The organism is Neisseria sp. P0019.S002, from assembly GCF_051957155.1.
GTDB classification, from domain to species: Bacteria; Pseudomonadota; Gammaproteobacteria; order Burkholderiales; family Neisseriaceae; genus Neisseria; species Neisseria perflava.
On record NZ_JBQCWS010000009.1, the window covers coordinates 18,841 to 39,669 of the forward strand.

A 20,829-nucleotide genomic window follows, 5' to 3' on the forward strand; every position below is an offset into this window, starting at 1 on the left:
GTTTGGCTTTATTATGTAATGAATTAAATTCACTAATAAAAGAGAGTTTAAAGAGAAAATGCAGAACTTTAACGAACTGAATTATTTTTTAACGCTGGCGCAAACGCAGAGTTTTGTGAAAGCGGGGCAACTTTTGGGGATTTCTTCTTCGGCGTTGAGCCATAGCATGAAAAATTTAGAAACGCGGCTGAACCTGCGTCTGTTCAACCGCACTACACGCAATGTGTCGCTGACCGAAGCCGGGCAACAGCTTTTCGACCAACTTTCCCCACTTTATCAAGCCATAAACCAAGAAGTCGATGCATTAAATGATTTTTTGAATACGCCATCGGGATTGATTCGCATCAACGCCCCGGCGATGGCAGCGGAAGCCGTGTTGTATCCAAAATTAAAGCCGATTTTGAACCAATACCCGAAAATCCGCTTGGAAATCGTGGTGGACGATCGTTGGGCAGATATTGTGAAAGAAGGATTTGATATGGGCGTTCGGTTAGGTAACAAGGTAGCGAAAGAGATGATCGCGGTGCCGATTTCTGCGCCGCTCAAAATGGCGTTGGTCGCCTCGCCCGATTATTTGGCACAACACGGTTCACCGAAAAATATTGATGATCTGCAACAACACCGCCTTATCGGCATAAAACTCTCCGGTGAACACGGCACGGAGATACAGTGGGAATTCAAATACAAAAAAGAGCTGATTACGTTCACGCCCAAATCGCAGTTTTCCACCAACAATCATCTGCGTCTGCAAGCCGTTTCAGACGGCCTTGGCATCACTTGGCTGCCACATATCATCGCCGCAGACGCACTCCATTCTGGGCAGTTGGTCGAGCTGTTACCCGAGTATGCCATCACTTACGATCCGCTTTATCTCTATTACCCCAGCCGCCGCGGGCATTCCAATGTGTTTAAGATGATTGTGGATGCGCTGCGGGTGGAGGTCGTCTGAAAATGTAAAAGCAGCCTGACTTCTTTGCATGGATTTCAGACTGCTTTTTGCTTTCAGGTAGCCTTATAGCTTCTAGGAGACCTTATTCATATACCGCCTGCCACATTGCGTCCTGCACCGCCTGTACCCAGTTTTCAGGCTGCTTGGTCGCTACACCGTCCTTGACCGCCTGTTTGGCAACAGCAACAGCAACAGTAGCAGACGATGCACGCAGGTTATTCACCGATGGTAGGAGCGACGCGCCTTCGTCCTGCGGATTGACTTGCGAGGCGACTGCTTCAGCTGCAGCCAGCAGCATCCCGTCAGTAACGTGTTTCGCACCGGAAACGATAACCCCCAGCCCCAACCCCGGGTAAAGCATGGCGTTGTTAGCTTGACCGATTTCGTAGTTCACGCCTTTATACGGCACGGGTGGCACGGGGATGCCGACAGAAATGAGCGCTTTGCCATCCGACCATTTTATAGCCTCACTTGGCATCACTTCGATTTTCTCGGTCGGGTTAGATAACGGCAGCAAAATTGGGCGCTCTACGCCCGCACATAGGGCTTTGACTACGTCTTCAGTGAATGCGCCGTGATCGGTGGATGTGCCAATCAAGATAGTCGGTTTTACTTGTTTTACAACTTCGAGCAAGCCGATTTTACCGTCCGTTTTCGCCCAGTCGGTAACTTCGGCGGCGGGTCGGGCATATTCCTGCTGGTAATCGGGCAAGCCGTCCATGTCGTCAGTAACCAGTCCGTTGATGTCAATCAGCCATACGCGTTGTTTCGCTTCTTCGCGACTCAGGCCTTCGCGCTCCATCGCCGCACTGATTTGGTCGGCCATACCCGTACCTGCGGTGCCTGCACCGTACACCACCAACCGCTGTTCGGCAAAGGTCTGTTTGGTCACTTTCAGGCCAGAGAATACGGCAGCCATCACAATCGCACCCGTTCCCTGCATATCGTCGTTGAAAATACGGTATTGTCGGCGGTTCTCCACCAAAATGCGGCGGGCATTGGACGGACCGAAGTCTTCAAAGTGCAAAAGCGCATTGGGGAACATTTCAGCAGCAGTTTTCAGGTAGCTTGCAATCAATGCGTCGTAGCGTTCACCACGCACGCGGGCATGGCGATTGCCCAAATAAGCGGGATCATTGAGCAGGGCTTCATTATCTGTACCCACATCTAGATTCACAGCAATGGTGCGGCTGGGATGAATGCCCGCAGCAGCAGTATAAACTGCCAGTTTGCCGACGGAAATATCCGTGCCGTTCACACCCCAGTCGCCGATACCCAAAATCTCTTCCGCATCGGAAACCACAATCAAATCTACATCATCTGCACCCAAGCCCAGCGTTTCAAACGATGCACGGATGTTTTCAGGATGGTTTACATCCAGATAGACAGCTCGCGAACGGCGGTAGTCGCGGCTCCATTTTTTAATTGCTTCACCGACAGTGGGGTCGTAAACAACGGGTAGCATTTCGGCTAGATGGTCAATCAGGAGTTTGTAGTACAGTACTTCGTTGCGGTTGTGCAGTTGATCGAGAAAGATATATTTTTCAATATCTTTTTCATAGGATGAAAACTGGCGGTAAGCACGCGTGGCCTGTTGTTCGAGCGTTTCTACAACGACAGGTAGGCGGCCGGTCAGGCCATATTTTGCTCGCTCTTCCAATGTGAAAGCGGTATCTTTGTTGGTGAGAGGGTTCTGTAGGATGGTGGGGGTGTTGCTCATATTGTATCTCCTGTGAAGATTAGGAAAAGCTCGTCCGAAAAATGGGCTGTTATATTGTACTTAAAAAAATATGGATTAAAAGTTAATTTAACAACCTAGAAAGTCCTTAAAAGTTGATGATTAACCTTTTAAAGACTACTAACAGACGTGTCACAATGAAACTGAATCTAAACCACACTGTTTCATGCTACCTGAAACAGTGCAGGCTGCCATTGGTCTGATTTTTTGAATGCGTGCCTACGATGCTGCACCCCTATCCTGTTTTTCAGGCGGCCTTTTTCATAACAAAGAGCGGTCAGTTTTTTAGGTATTTTTGTAAATCATCTTCAAAATCTGACCGCTTGTATTTTTAAGATTATTTTCCTTTCTTCTGATTCATCAACCAATCACGAGCAGGTTCGAGTAAATAGGCGTAATCAAATGAGTACATATGCTCTGCACCTTTGTGGGTTGAGTTTTCCGGAATTACGGTATTTGGTGTGAAACGGATGAAGTTAATACGTTTGCCTTGGACAAGCATTTGTTGGACTTTTGCGTCTTGTTCGGTCTGCGGTAATTTGGCAGAGAACTCAGTTTCGGCGTAGCTGACTTTATCTTGTTTCAGCATTTTTCCAACTTGAGCCATGCCTGCAGAGGCTTTTGGATCGGCAGCCGAAACGGTATAAATAAACTTCGCTTTCTCCAATGGTTTTAAAACATTGATATCCCATTGACTGCCGACAAACATAGACGCTGCAAAGAAGTTAGGCTCGATACTATTTAGGTAGAATGAAATCATACCGCCCATGGATTGACCCGTGGTATAAACACGATTGGCATCAATCGCTTTTTCGGCGATCAGATTTTTGACAAGGCGTAAGGTCATGGGGACTTCTTCAGTTGTTTCCCATTTATCGTTGACTGCCGTTTCGGTATAAGACGGTACAAGGACAAAGGCTGGGTATTTCGCCTGTGCTTCATCGGTTGCCCAGATGATGCCGCCGTAGCCTTGCATTAGTGGGGCTTTTACGCCTTTTCCTGCTGTGCTGGCATCTGCGATAAACATGACTAACGGATATTTGCGGCCCGGCTCAAGATTTTTCGGGGTGTACAGGTTGTACTGCATTTCTTTGCCTGTTTTGGGATCTTTAAACGTTAACACTTCAAAACGTGGTGCAATTTGTTCACGCAAGGCAAGCAAGCGACTATCGTAGGATTTATCCGCGCCGCCGTATTGTTTGTCCCAAGCGGAATTTTGCGTGTTTTGAGTCATCACTGCTTTTTCAGTCGCATTTGAGGTGGCGTTGCAAGCGGCAAGCAACAAGCTTGCGGCAATCATCGTTACGGTTTTCTTCATCGTGGAAACTCCTTAAATGTTGCGGGAAATCATTAACTTTTTTCGATGCCTAAACGGTTCAACGCATCAATCGCTGGCTGGGAAATATGGTCGCCTCGTTTAGCAGACTCTTGATACCAATGCACGGCTTTGGTCATGTCTTTTGCCGTGCCGATACCGTTTTCGTAGCAATGGCCAAGCCAGTATTGCCCGGTGATGTCGCCCTCTTCTGCCGCTTGCATGAAGTAGGCAAAAGCAGTTTTCTCATTCTTGGCGACACCTTCGCCGTTTAGATACATCAGCCCCAGATAACGCGGCGCTTTCATATGCCCCGCCTGTTGTGCCTGCTCAAAGTAAGGCTTGGCATGTTGATAATCCTGTTTTTGATACAGGGCAATGCCTTCGTCCAACAGGGCTTTCGCCTGCTCATTATGTTGCGGAACGGTAGAACAGCCAGCGAGAAGGGCTGTAGCGACGAACGCGGATAGTTTGGATTTCATAAATCACTCTCTGACATATATAGTAAATTGAAATAATAGTACAAAGTTTCGTTTTAGACATCAAAGTGCGGTCAGATTTCAAGGCTTTTTATTTATCCCTTCACCAAAACAACGCATTAAGCAATCCAATACGGTGCGTACTTTTGCTGATTGGGTGCGATGTGCGGTGGTGGCGTAAAGGGTGCTGGTGGGGAGTTTGTGCAAATAGTCTGGGGAAGCACAAATCAAGGTTTGCCATTGTGCCAATGGGCGCGAGATGCTGTCGGCGTGAGGCTGCGTGTGGTGCGGTTAAGCAATTTGACATCGTAATAATTTTCCAGCTTGCGAATGGCTTGACTGATTGCGCTGGCAGTCATGCCCAAATTCGCCTCATCCGGTATTTGTCGTGAATTTCCCGGCTGTTTGGAGTATAGTAGAACCATATTTGAATAACAAATAATGAAAGGAGAACAAAATGCTTAAATTATTTACTTTACCCGGTGAAGGTAAAATTCGCAGTTCATCACCTTTCGCTTGGAAAACTGAAGCTATGCTGCGTTTATCCGGCTTAGATTTCGAAAAAGAATATGTTGCCGATCTCAGCAAAATGCCTAAAGGCAAAGTTCCGGTATTGCAAGATGGCGAGAAGTTGATCCCTGATAGCTCTCTCATTCAGCGTTATCTAACCGAAACCTACGGCATTGATTTAGATAAACATTTAACAACTGAACAAAAAGCGATTGCTGAAGCCTTTCGCCGTATGACAGAAGAACATTTATATTGGATGGGCGTATATAACCGTTTCGTCGATCCTCTCGGCAAACCATTTATGATGAAGGCAATGTTTGATGGCATGCCGACCGAACAAGCCGAAGCGATTTTTGCTGTGTTACAGGAAAACGCGAAAAAAGAAATGTACGGACATGGTATCGGAAGACACACGCAATCCGATATTTACGCCTTCGGAAAAGGAGATTTAGACGCCATTAGCAACTACTTAGGCACAAAACGCTACTTTTTCGGCGAAGAATTAACCTCCGTTGATGTGGCCATCGTGCCTGTTGTTGCAAACCTGATTCTTACCCCCATCGACACTGAAATTGCGCTATATGCAAGAACCAAAGCAAATTTAGTCGCCTATATTGAACGTTTCGATCGGGCAGTATTTGGAGAATAAAGCAAGAAATAAAAGGCCGTCTGAAAATTCAGACGGCCTTTTATTTATATCTCCCAGTCTTTTCTCAGCAAATCCTTTATTGTTTGATCGGCTACTAATCAATTACCTACTCCAACTTTAACAATGGAAAGTGGGCAATCTACTCAATCAGTTTATGCCGCACCAACGCTATACGTTTCGCCCTTGCTGTCCGCTTGGCCGACAATGGCAGCAACGGCAGCGGCCAAGCCGTTGCGCGTCATGTATTTTTGCGGAATTTCTTGGGTATTTTGTGTCAAGGTATAGGCATTATCTTCGCCATCGGCAAGGCCGCAGGGGCGCAAAATGGTCCAATTCAAACCGCTTTGTTTGAGATAGATTTCGGCTTCTGTTTTGGCACGGACAGCTTCGCCGAGTGCCTGTTTGAACGGCTCGCTCATCATATCCCATTGTTCGCCGCAGCCCATGCTGGTAATCAGTACAAAGCGGGCTTGCGGATTGGCGGCTTTCGTGGCGGCAATAATGTTGATATTGCCCAGCGCATCGCTGCGGATACCCTCTTCGTTTTTGCCGCCGACAAAACTGATCACGGTATCGGGACGGTATTGTGCCAACGCTTTATCGAGCGCATCGGCATCAAGCGCATCGGCGACGACTGTTTGAATATTGTGTTCGGCAAAAAAGCTGTCTTCAGATGGCTTTCTTAATACGGCGACGGTATCGGCTGAGTCAGCCAATGTGCGGATATAGGCGCGGCCGGACGGGCCGTTGGCTCCGAAGATGAGTTGCATGTTTGGGGTTCCTTTGTGTGGTAGATGTTTATTGTTAGAAAATCCGCTCCTCTATGCAACAAGGAACGGATTTTCAGGCCGTCTGAAACCGTTTAAGCGGCATCAAACAGTTTTCGCATGGCTTCGATTTGGTGTTGTTTCAACTCACCTGCTTCATCGCGGCCGACAAAAATTTTAAACATGGCGCCACCGTTGCGGTTAATAAAGTTGAGCGAGCAAGTGGCTTTACCCATGAACGGGCGTTCCAAAAGGTAGATGGAGGCGCAGTTTTCATAGTAGATGTGGCCGTGTACGCCGCCGTCGGTTTCAGGATGGTCAAAATTGTAGAAACCGCGGCCGACTTTGCCGTTTGGCAGTTTGCCGCTGACTTCGACGATGGCATCGGGGGTGTGGGCGATAAAGGTCACGGATTCATTCCATGCTGCGATGGCTTGGAGGATTTCGACAATGCGGCTGCCTTCGGTTTGGCGCACGTTCTCTTCAGGCAGACAGCGGATAACGTCTTCAAAACTGCATTGGTTTTGCGCGGCCAGCATTTCCAGCACTTGGCCGGGATTTTTTTCCAATGATTGGCGCAACATGGTTTGTTGTTCGGCTGAAAGTTTTTGCATGGTTTGATCCTTTTCTTGAGTCGGAAGAGTAAGCATGAGTTTGCGGATAAGGGTGGGCGACCAATAACGGCCGCTGGTATTCAAACGGATAAGGCCGTCTGAATCGGGTTCTTTAAAAAGCTGCATTTCCTGCCATTGGGCAATCAGCTTTTGCGCTGCTTTGTTGCCGTCGAACAATAATGGATTCAGACGGCCTGTTTCAATATCGTGCTGGACTTTGCTGAGAAGTGCTTTATTTGGACTATGGCCGCTCATAAATGCGATGTTTTTCTCGCCTTTCGGCGTGGCGAGATAGCTCTCCAAATCACCCTGCACCTGATAGCTGAAACCGCCGAAGTTACCGCCTGCGCCGGAGCCGAACGCCAAACAGGAAATATCGGATTTGATCAGGGTATTGTAGCGGTTGCGCTCGCCGCGACCGGGATAGGCGAAGTGGCTGTTGCTGACCTGTTCCCAGCCTTTTTCCAGCAGTGTTTCAACCGTGTAGGCATATTGGTCTGCCTGAATATCAAAGCCCGGCGGTGTCGGAAATGCGCCTTTTTCAATCATGCGGTTAATGGGCAGCATGGGATAAAGGTTGAACGCATACGTATCCAAACCGGACAGCGGCAGCTCAGCGGCGCGGGCAATATCGTTTTGCCAAACGTCATCGGTTTGATTGGGCAGGCCGAACATCAAATCGGCCACAATCACGGCATCGAGTTCGCACAATTTTGCCAAATATTCAAACGCCTCGTCGCCACTGTGTTTGCGGCCGAGACGGCGGCGGATGGCGGTATTGAAGGTTTGCACGCCGATGGAAATGCGGTTGGCCCCTGCTTCGAGACAGGCCTGTGCTTTTTCCAAATCGAAATGGCTCATGCGCCCTTCGATGGTGAACTCGCAATCTTCGGCAAGCGGCAGATATTGGTAGCAGGCACGAATCAGGCGGACGAGGTCTTCCGTAAGCAACGCGGTCGGCGTACCGCCCCCGAAATAAACGGCTCGGATTTTGCCGTTGCCTGTACGGACTTCGGCTTCAGCGGCCATTTCTTCGATAATTTTGTCGGTGTACACGCTGCTTTGGCTATCCTTCCACGCATTACGGTAGAAACCGCAAAAAACACAATGGTTGGCGCAAAATGGAATATGCAGATAAGCAAGCGCGTCCACATCGGTAGCATGGGGAAGCTTTTTCTTCCAAATGTTCTGCCACTGGGGACGTGGCATTGGAACACCACCCCAAACAGGCATTAATGCCTGACGTTCGGGAAATGCCTTGGGCGCGGATTGTTTCGGAGTCCAAACAAGCTGCTGTACCATGATAATGATTAATAAAAATTATTAATAAGATTTATATATTAAATAACCATCATCATTTTCTTGTCAATATTTTTGCGTAATTAAAAATTAGTATTATTTTAAAATATTGTATTCTATAAATAATAAAATGTATTTCTATTTGATGAAAATCGGCATTTTGCTTGTGAAATGCACAAAATTTGGTTCTTCAAGTCGGGAACATCCTCCCATCTCGTTTTATTTTTGAACGATAAAATAAATTTTCTTTATCGTTTTTCAGACGGCCTGTTGGCGCTCAGCTTCTGAAATAAAACCCTGCTTCATCTTCGCAACGGCGTATCTGCCAACCATAAACCGATTCAAGCAAGTCGGGGCTCATCACTTCGCCCACCTTGCCTGATGCAACGACTTTTCCCTTATTCATCAAAATAATATGTTCTGCATAACGCGCGGCGAGGTTTAAATCGTGTAATACCATTATTGATGAGGCACGGTTTGAATGCCCGACCAAATACTGCATCAGGCGGTGTTGGTGGCGGATATCGAGATGGTTGCACGGTTCGTCCAAAAGCAAAACCGGCGCGTTTTGCAACAGGGCGCGGATGATGTTGGCTCGTTGTTGCTCGCCGCCTGAGAGCTTGCCGATGCGCTTATCCGCCAATGCCGTCAAATCAAAATAATCGAGCAACTCGTCCGCCCATTCATGGTTCAGACGGCCTTTTTGTACGAATGACGCCAACGCAATGTATTCGCGTACGGTCATCGGCATGTTGTAACGGCCATGCTGCCCGACCCATGCCACCCTGCCCGCGCGGATTTGCGGCGCAACGGCCTCACCGAAAAGCGTGATTCCCCCCTGCCCTGTTTGCCCGATTAAGGCCCGCAGCAAAGTGGATTTGCCCGCACCATTCGGACCGATAATAACGGTCATGCCCGAAGGTATATCCAGTTGATCGATTTCAAGCAGGGTTTTGTCTTGGAAGCGGACGGAAAGATTACGGATTTGAAATAAGGTGTGCATGGCAAAAGATATGGGGCAATGAAGTTTCAGACGGCCTGTTTAGGCATCAACGGCTTTTCAAAGGCTTGATAAACAAATACATAAAAAATGGTCCGCCCAATAAGGCAATCACGATACCGACCGGCAGATCGACAGGGTATGTCAGCCAGCGCGCCGCTCCGTCCACCACCATCAAAAACACAGCGCCCAACCAAGCCGACAGAGCGATCAGTTTGCGGCGGCTGCCACCGACGGTTTGCGCCAGCACATTGGGGATCATCATGCCGAGAAAACCGATGATGCCCGAAAGCGATACCGCCGCCCCCGTCATCAATGCCGCGCCGATTACGGTTTGCACACGCAATGCCCCGACCGGCACCCCCATACTGGCAGCCGTGTCTTCGCCCGTCATTAAAACGTCCAACCGCCTGCCTGCCGACAGCAAAATCAGAAAACCGGGCAACATGACCGCGATTGCCGCGACAGGCGATGAGAAACCGGCTTCGGCAAGGCTGCCCGACAGCCATGTGGTCGCGCTGCGCAATACCAAATCGTCAGATAAAAACAAAATCATGCTGACCACCGCGCCCGAAAACGCGCTCAACACAAACCCCAACACCAGCAATCCCAAAGTACCGCCGCCGAGCAGTTTATGCACCGCCAAAATCAGCAGGCACACACCCAATGCACCGAGAAAAGCCGCGCCTGGCACACCCATCGCGCCACCGCCCAGAGCCAATAACACAATCACGCCCAAGGCCGCCCCACCCGATGTCCCGATCAAACTCGGATCGGCCAGCGGGTTCTCAAATAAAGCCTGCAATGCCGCCCCCGAAGCGGATAAACCGGCCCCGACCAAAAGCGCGGTATAGATGCGCGGTAAACGGATTTGGCGGACGGTTTCATCCATCGCCAGCGGCGACTCCCACGCACCAAAACCGATGCCGCAGCACAAATAAACGACGGCGGCAGTAAGCAGCAGGCAGAGGGTAAGGATATGCGGTTTCATGACATCATGCGGTTCAAGCGGATTGAGGGACGGTTTCAGACGGCATTTTTAAGACAACCGTTTTGCTTCCTCCTCAATAAGAAGGAACAAATCAAGGCCGTCTGAAAACAAAAATCAGACAGATTTTTCAAAACAGGCGCGTTTATTTCGCCAAACCGTGCAAACGCTGAATCACTTGCGGCGTATCCAGTCCGTAACGGAACATATCGTTGGCCTTCCACAAATAAATCTTGCCGTTTTTCGCGGCAGGCGAGCCGGCGATTTCAGGGCGTGCGGCAAAGGTTTTGACGTTGCCTATCATGGCGGTGTTGTGGTCGGCAATAATGATGATGTCGGGTTTGGCCGCAATCCATGCCTCACGCGTCATCGGTTTGAGGCCGTCAATGGCGGCTGCGGCATTGATACCGCCGGCGCGGCGGATGATTTCGTCGGCGGCAGTATTTTTGCCCGATACGATGCGTCCGTCGTAGCTGAATAGGTAGCGTTTACCGCTGGAAGGCTGCTGTTTCATATCCGCCTGCCACTTACTGGCCAACTTGTCCGCCTGCGCGCTTTTGCCGATAAGCTGGCCAATGTTGCGGATACTTTGCGGATAGGCGGCGATGCTGTCATCGGGCGCAACATTGACGGCTTTAATGCCTGCTTTTTGCAGGTGGGCAAAAATATCGGCAGGCTGCGCCATCCATGAACCGATAGCAATGTCGGGTTTGGCGGCCACAATCGGCTCAACCGTCAGGCGGCGATGAATGCCGATACTGGGCTTGTTTTTCAACGCCGGATTTTGAACGGTCTGATCGCGGCCGACGATTTCGTCCAATGCGCCGAGCGCGGCAACGATGTCTGCCGTATCGGGGGTTAACACGACGATGCGTTGTGCGTGTGCAGTGCCGGCCAACGAAATAAACGTGGAAAGCAGAAGGAGTTTGAGTTTCATTGTTTTTCCTTGTCGTATGTTTTCAGACGGCCTGATCGTTTTCTCAGGCCGTCTGAAAACGGTTGAATCGCATTAGAACTTCAGTTGTACGGTTGCGGCGAAATTGCGGCCGGTTTCAGTGTACAAGTCCATCACACTGGTACGGCTCATGCCGGCAACGTCTGCGTGCTGCCAGTATTTTTTGTTGCCGACGTTGTAGATGTTTGCGCTGATTTCGAGGTTTTTAAACGGCTTGTACCACGCGCCGACATCCCATACGCCGTAGCCCGGCGCTTGGAAAGCAGTGTCGCTGCTGACGCGGCTGTGTTTTTTCGACCAGCGCAGCTTGGTGCCGACACCCCATTTTTCCTGCGTGTAATCCAAACCCAAAACGCCGTTAAGCGGATAAGCGGAATCCAACGGTTTGCCGTCCTGCTGCTCACCGCGCATCCAAGCGATGCTGCCGGAGACTTGCCAGCCCGGCAGGAATTTGTAGGCGGCAGAAGCTTCAGCACCGTAGGTTTTGACGTGATCGAGGTTTTGATATTGGTACTGGATAATCGGGCGACCGCCAACGGTGGAAGTACCGATTTCAGTGCGGTTGATGAAGTTGCGGTAACGGTTGTAGAACGCGGTAACTTGCGCACGGGTGCGTTCGTTTTTGAACTTCATCCCCAATTCAAAGCTGTTGGAGCGTTCGGATTTGAGGTTGGCATTGGGAATGACGGCATAGCCGTAGGTTGTATTGGCAAACGCCATGGTCGCGCTGTCAAACGGCGGCGTGCGGAAGCCTTGTGAATAGGTGGCGAAACCAGTGAACTGCTCACCCATAGGCACACTCAGGCGCAGGCTGGGCGTGAGCGCAGAATCGTTGAAGCGGGTTGCCGTTCCGCTGGGATTGGCATTGAGATAGGCTTGGTCGGTCGACGTGTTCAGCTTGTCTTTTTCGTAACGCAAGGCCGGAGTTAGAACGATGCCGTTGCCGAAGGTTAGGCTGTCTTGTGCGTAAACGCTGAACGTTTTGCGCTTGCTGTCGGGGAAGGTTTTATTTGGATAGGTGCTGCCTGCATAAACTTTGCTGACGGCACCGGTCAGATTGTCCACTGTCAGGCTGTCACGCGGACGGGCGGTCTCGGTGTGTTTGTATTCGGCGCCGGCAACGACGGTTTGTTTGACCGCGCCGTCAAATTCCCACACACTACGCCCGTTCAGCCCGCGTATGGTCTGATTGAAACCGTAGTCGGAATAACGGGTCGAGTTACCTAATTGGCGCGCGCCCATACGCGTAATGCTCGCATCGACGGCATCGTCTTCCGTACGCAGTTTTTGCTGATAGGCAGTCAGATTGGCTTCTTTCAGACGGCCTTCGCCAGTGTAGCGGTAGCCCGCTTCGATACGTTGACGGCGGATACGGTCGCGAGCATTGCTCTCAGATGTTGCGATGGTTACCGGCCCGCGCGATTGCGAACCCAAGCCGTTTGCCAATACGGTATCGTTGGCGTGGTAATACTGTTCGTACAAAGTTTCCAAGCGGTGGCGTTCGTTGCCGATATTACCTTTCGCCAAGATATTGTAGGCATTGTTTTTCTGTGGATTAGTGGCAGTACGCGCAGTCGAGTAGCTGGTATCGCTGCCCATGTTTTCGGTTTCATGACCTTGACGGCGCGTCAGCATCAGCAGACCTTCAGCGTTTTCATGGAAACCTGCCACAGTCGCCGTTACGCCATGGCTGCGGTCGCGGCTGCGGTAGCCGTGTTTCAAACCGAAATGCCCGCGTTTGCCCGCATCGACGAAATCACTCGGAGAAAGCGTCACCATGTTTACCACACCGCCAAGCGCATCGCTGCCGTACAGCGCGGAATAAGGACCTTTTACAATATCGACCTGCTTGAGTGTGTCGCTTTCGACCATATCGCGTCCCGAAATAGCGCCGTTGGAGCCGCCGCCTGCATAAGATTCGGGAATGCGCACGCCATCCACCATCATCAGAATGCGGTTGCCGTCTATGCCTCGGATATTGATACCCGCATGACCGCGGCGGTTATTGTCTGACGGCACGCTGACGCCGGATTCATACATCACGATATCGTCTAAATTCTGTGCTGAGGCTTGATTCAAGGTTTTGCGTCCGATAACCGACACATTCGGCGCGGCTTTATCCAAGGTTTGCGCATTACGGTCGGCCGTAACCACCACAGGCTCTATTTCTGCCTGAGCCACCGGCATCTGAGCCGCATATAACTGTCCGGAAAAAACCGCCCCTATTACACAGGCAATCGCTTTCTTTTTCATTACACAACCTTATCATATGAATAATAATGGTTTGCATTTATAAAATAAATAGGCGATTTTTGCAAGTTTAGAAATCTCAAGATAGCACTAAAAACCACTTCAAAAACGCAAAATATAGTATGACGTAGCTGGATAAATAATTCATGGATCAGAAGCAAAGTGCCCGACCGCGTCGGCATAGAAAACAGACCTGCCGTTATCGACCCAAAATCCCGCATCGGCGATTAGGAGGCCGACACCATCATCGACAATGATCGAGAAGTACATCGCAGAGAAAAACATTTAGCCACGAAACGCCAAGTGTTTTATTCTTGAATCTGTTCCAACCACTGGGATCCGGATGTTGCATTTGAAATCCGAATCCAAGCCTGTCTGAAATATTCAAACAAGTTTTTATTTTTTTCCTCTTATCCCTCACCCTTCTATTTACCTCAAACTCAAAAAACATTTCCATGTTATTAAAAATTAGTTAGAATTTCATAAATATATAAATAATAATTAAACTTATTTACATAAATTTAGTCAGAGTGTAATCGCATCTATTTTCGGTCTGTCTTGTTCAGACGGCCTTACCAATAAAGTTATATGGATACATTCTATGCAACCGATCAAAGTCACCACCCTCTCCGCCTGCATCGCCGCCATTGGTTTTGTCCCTGCCGTTTATGCTGCAGATGATTCGACAGTTATTCTCGATACCATCACTGTCAAAGGCACACGCAATAAAGACGAAATCGGTAAAAACCGAGTTTATGCCCGCGAAATCGTCAATCTTTACAAAGGCAAAAACGAAGTCGAAACCTTCAAAGGCAACACCGTATCCGACCTTCTAAGCGGTATGTCCGGCGTGTACAGCGGCGACGCGCGCAACAGCGGCGCGTTGGATCCCAATATACGCGGCGTACAGGGACAGGGACGGATTCCCGTTACCATCGACGGCACCGAGCAGGCGATTACCGTCTGGCGCGGCTACGCGGGTGCAAACAACCGCAACTACGTCGACCCCAACATCATCAGCAGCGTTTCCATTGAAAAAGGCCCCTCATTCAGCCGCGATATGAAAAGCGGCATAGGCGGCTCCGTCGCCCTGAAAACCATCGATGTTGACGATATTGTCCCCGAAGGGCAGAAATACGGATTTGAAGTGAAGGCGGAGGCTGCCAACAATTCCATCAAAAGGCGTGAGAATGCTTATGAACATTCGGTTGATTATCGAACCTTGCCTGTTCCCGCAGTAGCAACGGGCGGTATTTGGCGTTCGTTTTTTGACGATACCGACCGAATCGACCAGCGTTTCAACGGACGCAATAAATTTGGGGAGGATAAAGCCTACCGCATTACCGCCGCCACCAAGCAGGACAATTTCGATGCCATGCTCGCCTATGCCTACCGCAGTAAAGGCAATTATTTTTCCGGCAAAAAAGGGGCGGAACGTTACGGCTATATCGGTCCTTGGACACAAGAAACTTTAGACGAATTAAAACGTCGTCAAGAAGAAGCCGCTGCCAAGGGTGAGAAATTTTTCGGCAGTGAAAACATGCTGGGCGCACCCGATATTTCAAAAATCGGACTTTTCTACCATCCGGGCGGGGAAGTCAGCAATACCTCGCTCGAAACCAAATCATGGGTAGGTAAAACCACCTTCCGTCTGCCGAACCGCCAAACGCTCAAATTCGGTCTGCGCCATACCGATTCCACGTTCGGCGAAATCATGCCTTCGCGCATTATCGGCCCCATCAGTTGGGATGCGTCTGTCCTCAACAAAATTGCCGAATGGCCGCAGGCATGGGTAAAACAGCGTTCCTACAATATCGACTATTCGTGGAAGCCCGAGGGCAGCCGTTGGATAGATTTCGATGCCACGCTTTGGACAACGCGTACCAAATCCAAAACCAATACCGCAGGCGGCTCGCCCGGCGATACCGTTTATGAGGACAACAAATTTCAAATAGCATGGGATGAATACGACAGATGGCAGAAATACACCCCCGCAGAGCGGCAGGAATTGCTGGATGCAGGAATAGAAGCCCCCAAACCGCCCAAACCTGAAACGCCCAATACCAACGGCAGGTTCAACACCATCGAAGGCAACGCCTATTACACCCGTAACAACCGTACAGGCTTTCAATTTTCCAACCGTATGAAATTGAGCGACAAACTGTCGTTGACCTTGATGGGCGATTTTCAAAACGAGAAGCTGACATCGCGCAATGATTTTTCAGACGAGCTGGAGCGGGGAGGATACGACAAATATCGGGAAGAACTCGAAAACAGCACCATCAGGGCAAATTACGGATTAAACGAATTCGGCGTGCCGCGCAACGGCAAACGGCGCGAATACAATCTGGGCTTCAATTTCCGCTATGAGCCGTTCGGCTGGCTGACGTTGACGGCGGGCGGACGGTACACGAATTTCCAGCTTCAGGACAAAAGCAAACGCTTGGAAAGTGGTAAGAACAAATATGGTCGCCCGCTGGAAATGAACAGGGGGATGAAATATTCGGTCGTTAGGGTGATTACGCCACAGGAATATGCGGATTACAAGGCGATCAATGATGCTTTGGCAGATGGCAGTTTGGATTGGAGAGACTTATATATTAAAGAGGAATATGCAGAACAATTAAAGAAATATCAGCAAATTGACTGGAATTCGACTATACCGACCTTGAGTAGTGATCGAAGTACATGGGTCAATCCCAATGAACAGACAGATTTTTACTGGCTGAAAGACAATGAAGGTCGTCTGAATATGAAGGATCACCCCCTTACCAACGGCAGTATTCCCGATTTGCACGCCCAAGTCCCCAATCCCGTTTACGACCCGTCCAATCCCGACAGCCCGAAATTTGTGCCCAAATATTATAACGTTGACTCAAGTGTATATACGACTCCGATGACCGAAGCAGAAAGGCAGCGGGCGATGAAGCAGAAAGGCAGCGGCTGGGTGCCCGCATTTTCTGCCACTGTCAATTTTACTGATTACAGCCGCGCCTATCTGCGCTATACCGAAACCCTGCGCTACCCCAGCATTTTTGAAGGGACTTACGGCTTTTCTACTGCCGCTGGCTCATTCAACCGCATGGGCTATGGCTGGCGGCCCGAACACGCCAAAAACTGGGAAGTCGGCTATATTCATGATTTGACGGGGCTGTTACCGAAAATGAAAAAAGCGGATTTCCGCATTAACTACTTCCATAACAAGACCAAAAACGTTATCGACAGGGACGACAATCTCGAATTCGAACAATTCGACAGACAAATCCGCAGTGGTGCCGAGCTGTCCACCCGCTTCGATACCGGACGCGTCTTCGGCAGCCTGAACGTATTCCGCAGTCTGAAAAATAAAATGTGCGACGAAACCTTCCAATGGTCGTCTGTAACAGCGGGAGATGTCGATGCAGCATATTTTGCCGAAACCGGCAAAACCATGAGTCGCCCCGTCTGCAATCACGGAGGTTTGAGCGATTCGGGCTATCTGGCAAGCGCGCTTCAACCACGCTGGTCAATTGATGCCGAATTGGGCAGCCGCTTTCTTGCCAATAGACTGGAAACAGGCGTGCGCCTTCATTACCACAGCCGCGTCTATGAAAACCGCAATGATGCATGGCAGCCTCACTACAACATATTCAATCAATATAGGGGAACTAATCATAAACCCCAATATAACGATATGCGCTGGCAGCCTGTTGCGGTATGGGATGCTTACCTGCGCTACAAAATCGGCAAAAACCTGACTGCCGAGCTTGTTGGCAGCAACCTGACCAACCGCTACTACCTCGACCCGATGAGCCGTTCTTACCTGCCTGCACCGGGTAGAACCATCAGGATAGGGATTACGGGCAAATTCTAAAATAGTTTCTAGATTCAATTATCGAAATTCTGATATTAGCAAAATGTAAATTTTCAGGAATGATAATAATTTATTTTTCTATTTTATAAAATAGGAATATACTTACCTTACTTTTCCAAGAGGGTAGATTTGTAAGTTTGATTCAGATTCTTCTTGAGAAAGTTCGTTGATTTTGTAAATTTTTATTTTGGAGTGAATTATGAAACTCGTAAAAACCGTTGCGGTATTGAGTGTTGCGTTTGCCGCTTCTTCTGCGTTTGCTGCCAATCCAGCTTCAGGCTTCTCTTTAAATAATGTAAAAGGGGTTAAGCATATTGTCCCGACAGTGGAGACTAACCAAAACGACGCGAATTTCGGTAAAGCAGCCATTAATGTGGTTGACTCAAATGCAAAAACGACAAATAAAAATGGTCTTGCTAATAATCAGCCTGTTTCTTTTGCTAAAATTGATGCGACGGCAAATCGATTTTTTGTCAAAACGTTCGCTCACAGCATTTTGGGTAAAGACAAAAACGGCGTTACGGTCGCGAATCTGTACCGTATGAAAGGTATTGTTTGGGACAATATTCCAAGAATGCCCGACCATTCCCATTTAGGCCGTTTATCTTATTCCAAAGTCGGTAATATGGATGTTTACTTCGGCGACTGGTCTGCCGTTCCTTCCGGTGCGGCTGTCGGTACAAAAGGTACGAATTACACCGCCTTCTACAGCGGCACGGGTCGAACCACCAATCTGCCAACTACGGGTACTGCCACTTATACGGTCAAAGGTATCAACCAATACCACGCGCAAAATTCTGCCGTCTTGAACGGTACGCTGACAGCCGACTTTAGCAGCAATAAACTAAGCGGCAGTTTGAAAAACTCCGGTTTGACTATTGCCATTAACAATGCCGCTATCAAAACGGCTGAGGCTTCATTCTCAGGCAATGCTACGGCAAACGGAACAGCAGGTGCAACGCGCGGCCACTTCTTCGGCAACCAAGGCGCGGCGATTGCGGGTGTGGCTGAGTTTGGTCGAAACCATGCCTATAACACTGCCTTTGGCGGTACGAAAACCGGCAAATAATGAATCATAATGCGATAAGGCGGACGGTTTTTGTCGTTTCCCATTCCGTCCGTCTATAAAACACAAATCATCCGACACACAATGCACATCGTACAGGGCCGTTCGGAAATATCGGGCTTCGCAATGCGTTTAAGCCGGTATTTTCCGAGCGGCCCGTGAGTTTGAAGGCGTGCTGTTTCGATGGGCTTGAGAAGCTCATTTTCAGACGACCCGGCAGGTGCTTTCATTCAAATAAACAATGCTCTTGCCCGGTAAAGATGAAATGTCAGCTTTTCTTTGAAAAGGTCGTCTGAAAAACAAAGCCGTCCAACACACAGGAAAGAATTTTATGAAACGCCTTTTGCTCCTTCCTTTTTTTATCAGCCTGCTGCCCTACGCGTTTGCCGACGACAGGGAAGACCGCTTCATGCAGCTCAAACAGGGGACGGAACTCCACCGCGCGCAGCAGGAAAGGAACGAAGCGGACAATACGGCGATTGAGTTCGGTGCGGGAGAAGTGCAGGACGGCGAAGATTTGGCGTTGTCGCTGATGAAGGCGGTCAACGCGCAAAACGAGGAAGAAACGGCACGGCTGTTGGACATTTACCGCCGTCAGGATGATTACGACCCCGATATAGTGCTGTTTGCCGAGGCCAATCAGGCGGTGTTCCGCGACGATTTGAAGGCCGCGCTGGCGAAATACCGCGAGCTTTACCGCAAGAATCCCGAATTTCTGCGCGGCCGCCTGGATTTGGCGCGGCTGCTGTTTATAGACAAACAAAACAAAGAATCGACGGCATTGTTCGACGGCATCGATATTCCCGAAGTGCCCGCCGTCAATGAGAAAATCAAAGTGTTTGCCGACGCTTTGAAAAAACGCGATGCGTGGAGCGGCTCGGTTTCGTTCGGCGCGGGTTACGACACCAACTTAAACCAGTCGTCGGGCGCGACGGTTGTCCGCAATCAGACAAGCTGCGGTTTCGATTCGAACGGGCAACCGATTCTGGACGGCGACGGAATGCTGTCCTGCCGTAACGAACGGCTTGACGCTTACGCGCCCGATGCGTTGAAAAATCGGATGTGGGTATATGAAGCCAACTTAAGCAGGCGCATTTCGCTCAACGGCCACCACGGCCTGCAACTGGGCGGCTACACAGGGGGCCGGCTCTATCCCGGCAACAGAGAATACAGCGAACACAATATCAACGTCAGCCCCGCTTACAGTTTTCAGAGCAAAGACCATTCCTTCAGTATCGGCCCGCAGGTGCAATACGAATGGTCTGGCGGCAAACTGCGCGACAGCAGCGCCGGCATCAGCACGGCATACAGCCGCACCTTTTCCGACCAAGCCTCGCTGGGCGTGCAGCTCGACCACAAATACGACCGCTACCGCGGCGAATTAAAACATTTCAACGGCCCGCAGACGCTTCTGTTCACCACCGCCATCTACGCCCTGCCGAAAGACTGGCTGGTATTCGGCGGCTACGACTACCTGCGCAAAAACAGCCGCGAAAAAGTGGATTCCTACCGTAGGCACGGCCTGCGTGCGGGTGTCAACAAGCGTTTTGAATCCGGCATCGACGCCACCTTTCAGGCAATCTGGCGCAAAACAGCCTATCAGGACTACCATGCCTGGCTGGAAACCCGCCGCCATGATTTCGAACGCACCTATCAGTTGGACATCAAATTTGACCACCCTTACCTCCGCGGCTTCGTACCTGTCTTTACCGTAAAACACACCGAAAACAAAAGCTCGTCCTGGCTAAATCGTTATAAACGGAATGAATTTCTAATTAAAATAGAGCATAGGTTTTGAAATTAAAGGTCAGCCAGATTATATCTTGTAAGATTATTATTTTATATTCATAATGTGATTAACTCGCAAATTTCTTACAGTTTAACTTATCAACTTACCAAAAAATTTGCAAAATAGGCCGTCTGAACTTAATGTTTCAGACGGCCTTTGCAGTATAAATTAGCTATCCCCTACGCTTTCTTGTTTCACAAAAGTTTGATGGTACTTGGTATGCTTATACCTCCCCTATTCCACTACACAATAAATTAGGTAGTAGAGGTAAGGTAAAATTAAGTAGTCAAATTTTTCTTGAAACCTATTGATTTTATACCAAAATTTAGAGTACTATATGGAATCTTTTAAAATTAACTAATAGTCAACAAACAGGAACAAACAACGGCGATTGTTAGGTATAGAGAAAAACTACATAATTATATTATGTTGAATTCATAGTACTAGTATTTTAGTCTATTCATTCCTGTTTCTCCTAGTCATACAATAACTTACACAAAAATCCTATCTGAAATTTTTCACTACGCTTTTCTTTTCATATCTAAATAAAGTAAGATTCAGTCAACGGATATCAATCTTCATATTACCATCCAATCTCTGGAGTAAAG

The 20,829-nt window shown here is 49.1% G+C and carries 14 protein-coding genes and 1 pseudogene; 5 read left to right on the forward strand and 10 right to left on the reverse strand.

Annotated features, from left to right (window positions below):
- Positions 1-58 precede the first annotated feature (58 nt).
- A complete protein-coding gene (locus ACTHTY_RS10640; protein WP_440367582.1) occupies positions 59-949 on the forward strand; it encodes a LysR family transcriptional regulator in 891 nt (296 codons plus the stop codon).
- 82 nt (positions 950-1,031) lie between these two features.
- On the opposite strand, the gene ACTHTY_RS10645 is transcribed toward ACTHTY_RS10640, so the two are convergent.
- The 4 genes and pseudogenes from ACTHTY_RS10645 to ACTHTY_RS10660 form a co-directional block, all read right to left on the reverse strand.
- Positions 1,032-2,669 carry an NAD-dependent malic enzyme gene (locus tag ACTHTY_RS10645; protein ID WP_440367584.1) on the reverse strand — a complete coding sequence of 546 codons (1,638 nt, stop codon included), beginning with the start codon at positions 2,667-2,669 and terminating at the stop codon, positions 1,032-1,034.
- 355 nt (positions 2,670-3,024) lie between these two features.
- On the reverse strand, positions 3,025-4,005 hold the full coding sequence (locus tag ACTHTY_RS10650; RefSeq protein ID WP_440367585.1) for a pyrroline-5-carboxylate reductase: 981 nt from the start codon (positions 4,003-4,005) through the stop codon (positions 3,025-3,027).
- Positions 4,006-4,037: 32 nt separating this feature from the next.
- Positions 4,038-4,484, reverse strand: a complete 447-nt coding sequence (locus ACTHTY_RS10655) for a tetratricopeptide repeat protein (RefSeq protein ID WP_440367587.1) — start codon at positions 4,482-4,484, stop codon at positions 4,038-4,040.
- A 248-nt stretch (positions 4,485-4,732) separates the two neighbouring features.
- Positions 4,733-4,852, reverse strand: a pseudogene (locus tag ACTHTY_RS10660) (LysR family transcriptional regulator); the annotation flags it as partial.
- Between the two features lie 86 nt (positions 4,853-4,938).
- Here ACTHTY_RS10660 and ACTHTY_RS10665 point away from each other — a divergent pair.
- On the forward strand, positions 4,939-5,640 hold the full coding sequence (locus tag ACTHTY_RS10665; protein WP_440367588.1) for a glutathione S-transferase family protein: 702 nt from the start codon (positions 4,939-4,941) through the stop codon (positions 5,638-5,640).
- A gap of 152 nt (positions 5,641-5,792) precedes the next feature.
- On the opposite strand, the gene ACTHTY_RS10670 is transcribed toward ACTHTY_RS10665, so the two are convergent.
- From ACTHTY_RS10670 to ACTHTY_RS10695, 6 genes are all read right to left on the reverse strand, one after another.
- Entirely contained in the window at positions 5,793-6,410 is a 618-nt protein-coding gene (locus tag ACTHTY_RS10670; protein WP_440367589.1) for an NAD(P)H-binding protein, read from the reverse strand.
- 92 nt (positions 6,411-6,502) lie between these two features.
- Positions 6,503-8,323 carry a heme anaerobic degradation radical SAM methyltransferase ChuW/HutW gene (gene hutW, locus ACTHTY_RS10675; protein ID WP_440367591.1) on the reverse strand — a complete coding sequence of 607 codons (1,821 nt, stop codon included), beginning with the start codon at positions 8,321-8,323 and terminating at the stop codon, positions 6,503-6,505.
- A gap of 274 nt (positions 8,324-8,597) precedes the next feature.
- Complete coding sequence (locus tag ACTHTY_RS10680) at positions 8,598-9,323, reverse strand: ABC transporter ATP-binding protein (RefSeq protein WP_440367593.1); 726 nt, start codon at positions 9,321-9,323, stop codon at positions 8,598-8,600.
- Positions 9,324-9,369: 46 nt separating this feature from the next.
- Positions 9,370-10,311: a FecCD family ABC transporter permease gene (locus tag ACTHTY_RS10685; RefSeq protein WP_440367594.1), complete on the reverse strand. Its 942-nt coding sequence runs from the start codon at positions 10,309-10,311 to the stop codon at positions 9,370-9,372.
- Between the two features lie 142 nt (positions 10,312-10,453).
- Positions 10,454-11,245, reverse strand: coding sequence for a heme/hemin ABC transporter substrate-binding protein (locus ACTHTY_RS10690; protein WP_440367596.1), 792 nt, complete (start codon positions 11,243-11,245; stop codon positions 10,454-10,456).
- Positions 11,246-11,317: 72 nt separating this feature from the next.
- A complete protein-coding gene (locus tag ACTHTY_RS10695; RefSeq protein ID WP_440367598.1) occupies positions 11,318-13,516 on the reverse strand; it encodes a TonB-dependent hemoglobin/transferrin/lactoferrin family receptor in 2,199 nt (732 codons plus the stop codon).
- A 598-nt stretch (positions 13,517-14,114) separates the two neighbouring features.
- Here ACTHTY_RS10695 and ACTHTY_RS10700 point away from each other — a divergent pair.
- The 3 genes from ACTHTY_RS10700 (at position 14,115) to ACTHTY_RS10710 (ending at position 20,230) form a co-directional block, all read left to right on the forward strand.
- Complete coding sequence (locus ACTHTY_RS10700) at positions 14,115-17,366, forward strand: TonB-dependent receptor domain-containing protein (RefSeq protein WP_440367600.1); 3,252 nt, start codon at positions 14,115-14,117, stop codon at positions 17,364-17,366.
- A 199-nt stretch (positions 17,367-17,565) separates the two neighbouring features.
- Positions 17,566-18,435 (forward strand): Slam-dependent surface lipoprotein, encoded by an 870-nt coding sequence (locus tag ACTHTY_RS10705; protein ID WP_295701312.1) that lies wholly within the window; start codon positions 17,566-17,568, stop codon positions 18,433-18,435.
- A 328-nt stretch (positions 18,436-18,763) separates the two neighbouring features.
- Positions 18,764-20,230: a surface lipoprotein assembly modifier gene (locus ACTHTY_RS10710; RefSeq protein ID WP_440367601.1), complete on the forward strand. Its 1,467-nt coding sequence runs from the start codon at positions 18,764-18,766 to the stop codon at positions 20,228-20,230.
- The last annotated feature ends 599 nt before the right edge of the window (positions 20,231-20,829 follow it).

Excerpts from the sequence above, each read along its gene's own strand:
- ACTHTY_RS10640 (WP_440367582.1), top strand. The coding sequence starts at position 59 with ATGCAGAACTTTAACGAACTGAATTATTTTTTAACGCTGGCGCAAACG.
- ACTHTY_RS10645 (WP_440367584.1), bottom strand. The coding sequence starts at position 2,669 with ATGAGCAACACCCCCACCATCCTACAGAACCCTCTCACCAACAAAGAT.
- ACTHTY_RS10650 (WP_440367585.1), bottom strand. The coding sequence starts at position 4,005 with ATGAAGAAAACCGTAACGATGATTGCCGCAAGCTTGTTGCTTGCCGCT.
- ACTHTY_RS10655 (WP_440367587.1), bottom strand. The coding sequence starts at position 4,484 with ATGAAATCCAAACTATCCGCGTTCGTCGCTACAGCCCTTCTCGCTGGC.
- ACTHTY_RS10665 (WP_440367588.1), top strand. The coding sequence starts at position 4,939 with ATGCTTAAATTATTTACTTTACCCGGTGAAGGTAAAATTCGCAGTTCA.
- ACTHTY_RS10670 (WP_440367589.1), bottom strand. The coding sequence starts at position 6,410 with ATGCAACTCATCTTCGGAGCCAACGGCCCGTCCGGCCGCGCCTATATC.
- hutW (WP_440367591.1), bottom strand. The coding sequence starts at position 8,323 with ATGGTACAGCAGCTTGTTTGGACTCCGAAACAATCCGCGCCCAAGGCA.
- ACTHTY_RS10680 (WP_440367593.1), bottom strand. The coding sequence starts at position 9,323 with ATGCACACCTTATTTCAAATCCGTAATCTTTCCGTCCGCTTCCAAGAC.
- ACTHTY_RS10685 (WP_440367594.1), bottom strand. The coding sequence starts at position 10,311 with ATGAAACCGCATATCCTTACCCTCTGCCTGCTGCTTACTGCCGCCGTC.
- ACTHTY_RS10690 (WP_440367596.1), bottom strand. The coding sequence starts at position 11,245 with ATGAAACTCAAACTCCTTCTGCTTTCCACGTTTATTTCGTTGGCCGGC.
- ACTHTY_RS10695 (WP_440367598.1), bottom strand. The coding sequence starts at position 13,516 with ATGAAAAAGAAAGCGATTGCCTGTGTAATAGGGGCGGTTTTTTCCGGA.
- ACTHTY_RS10700 (WP_440367600.1), top strand. The coding sequence starts at position 14,115 with ATGCAACCGATCAAAGTCACCACCCTCTCCGCCTGCATCGCCGCCATT.
- ACTHTY_RS10705 (WP_295701312.1), top strand. The coding sequence starts at position 17,566 with ATGAAACTCGTAAAAACCGTTGCGGTATTGAGTGTTGCGTTTGCCGCT.
- ACTHTY_RS10710 (WP_440367601.1), top strand. The coding sequence starts at position 18,764 with ATGAAACGCCTTTTGCTCCTTCCTTTTTTTATCAGCCTGCTGCCCTAC.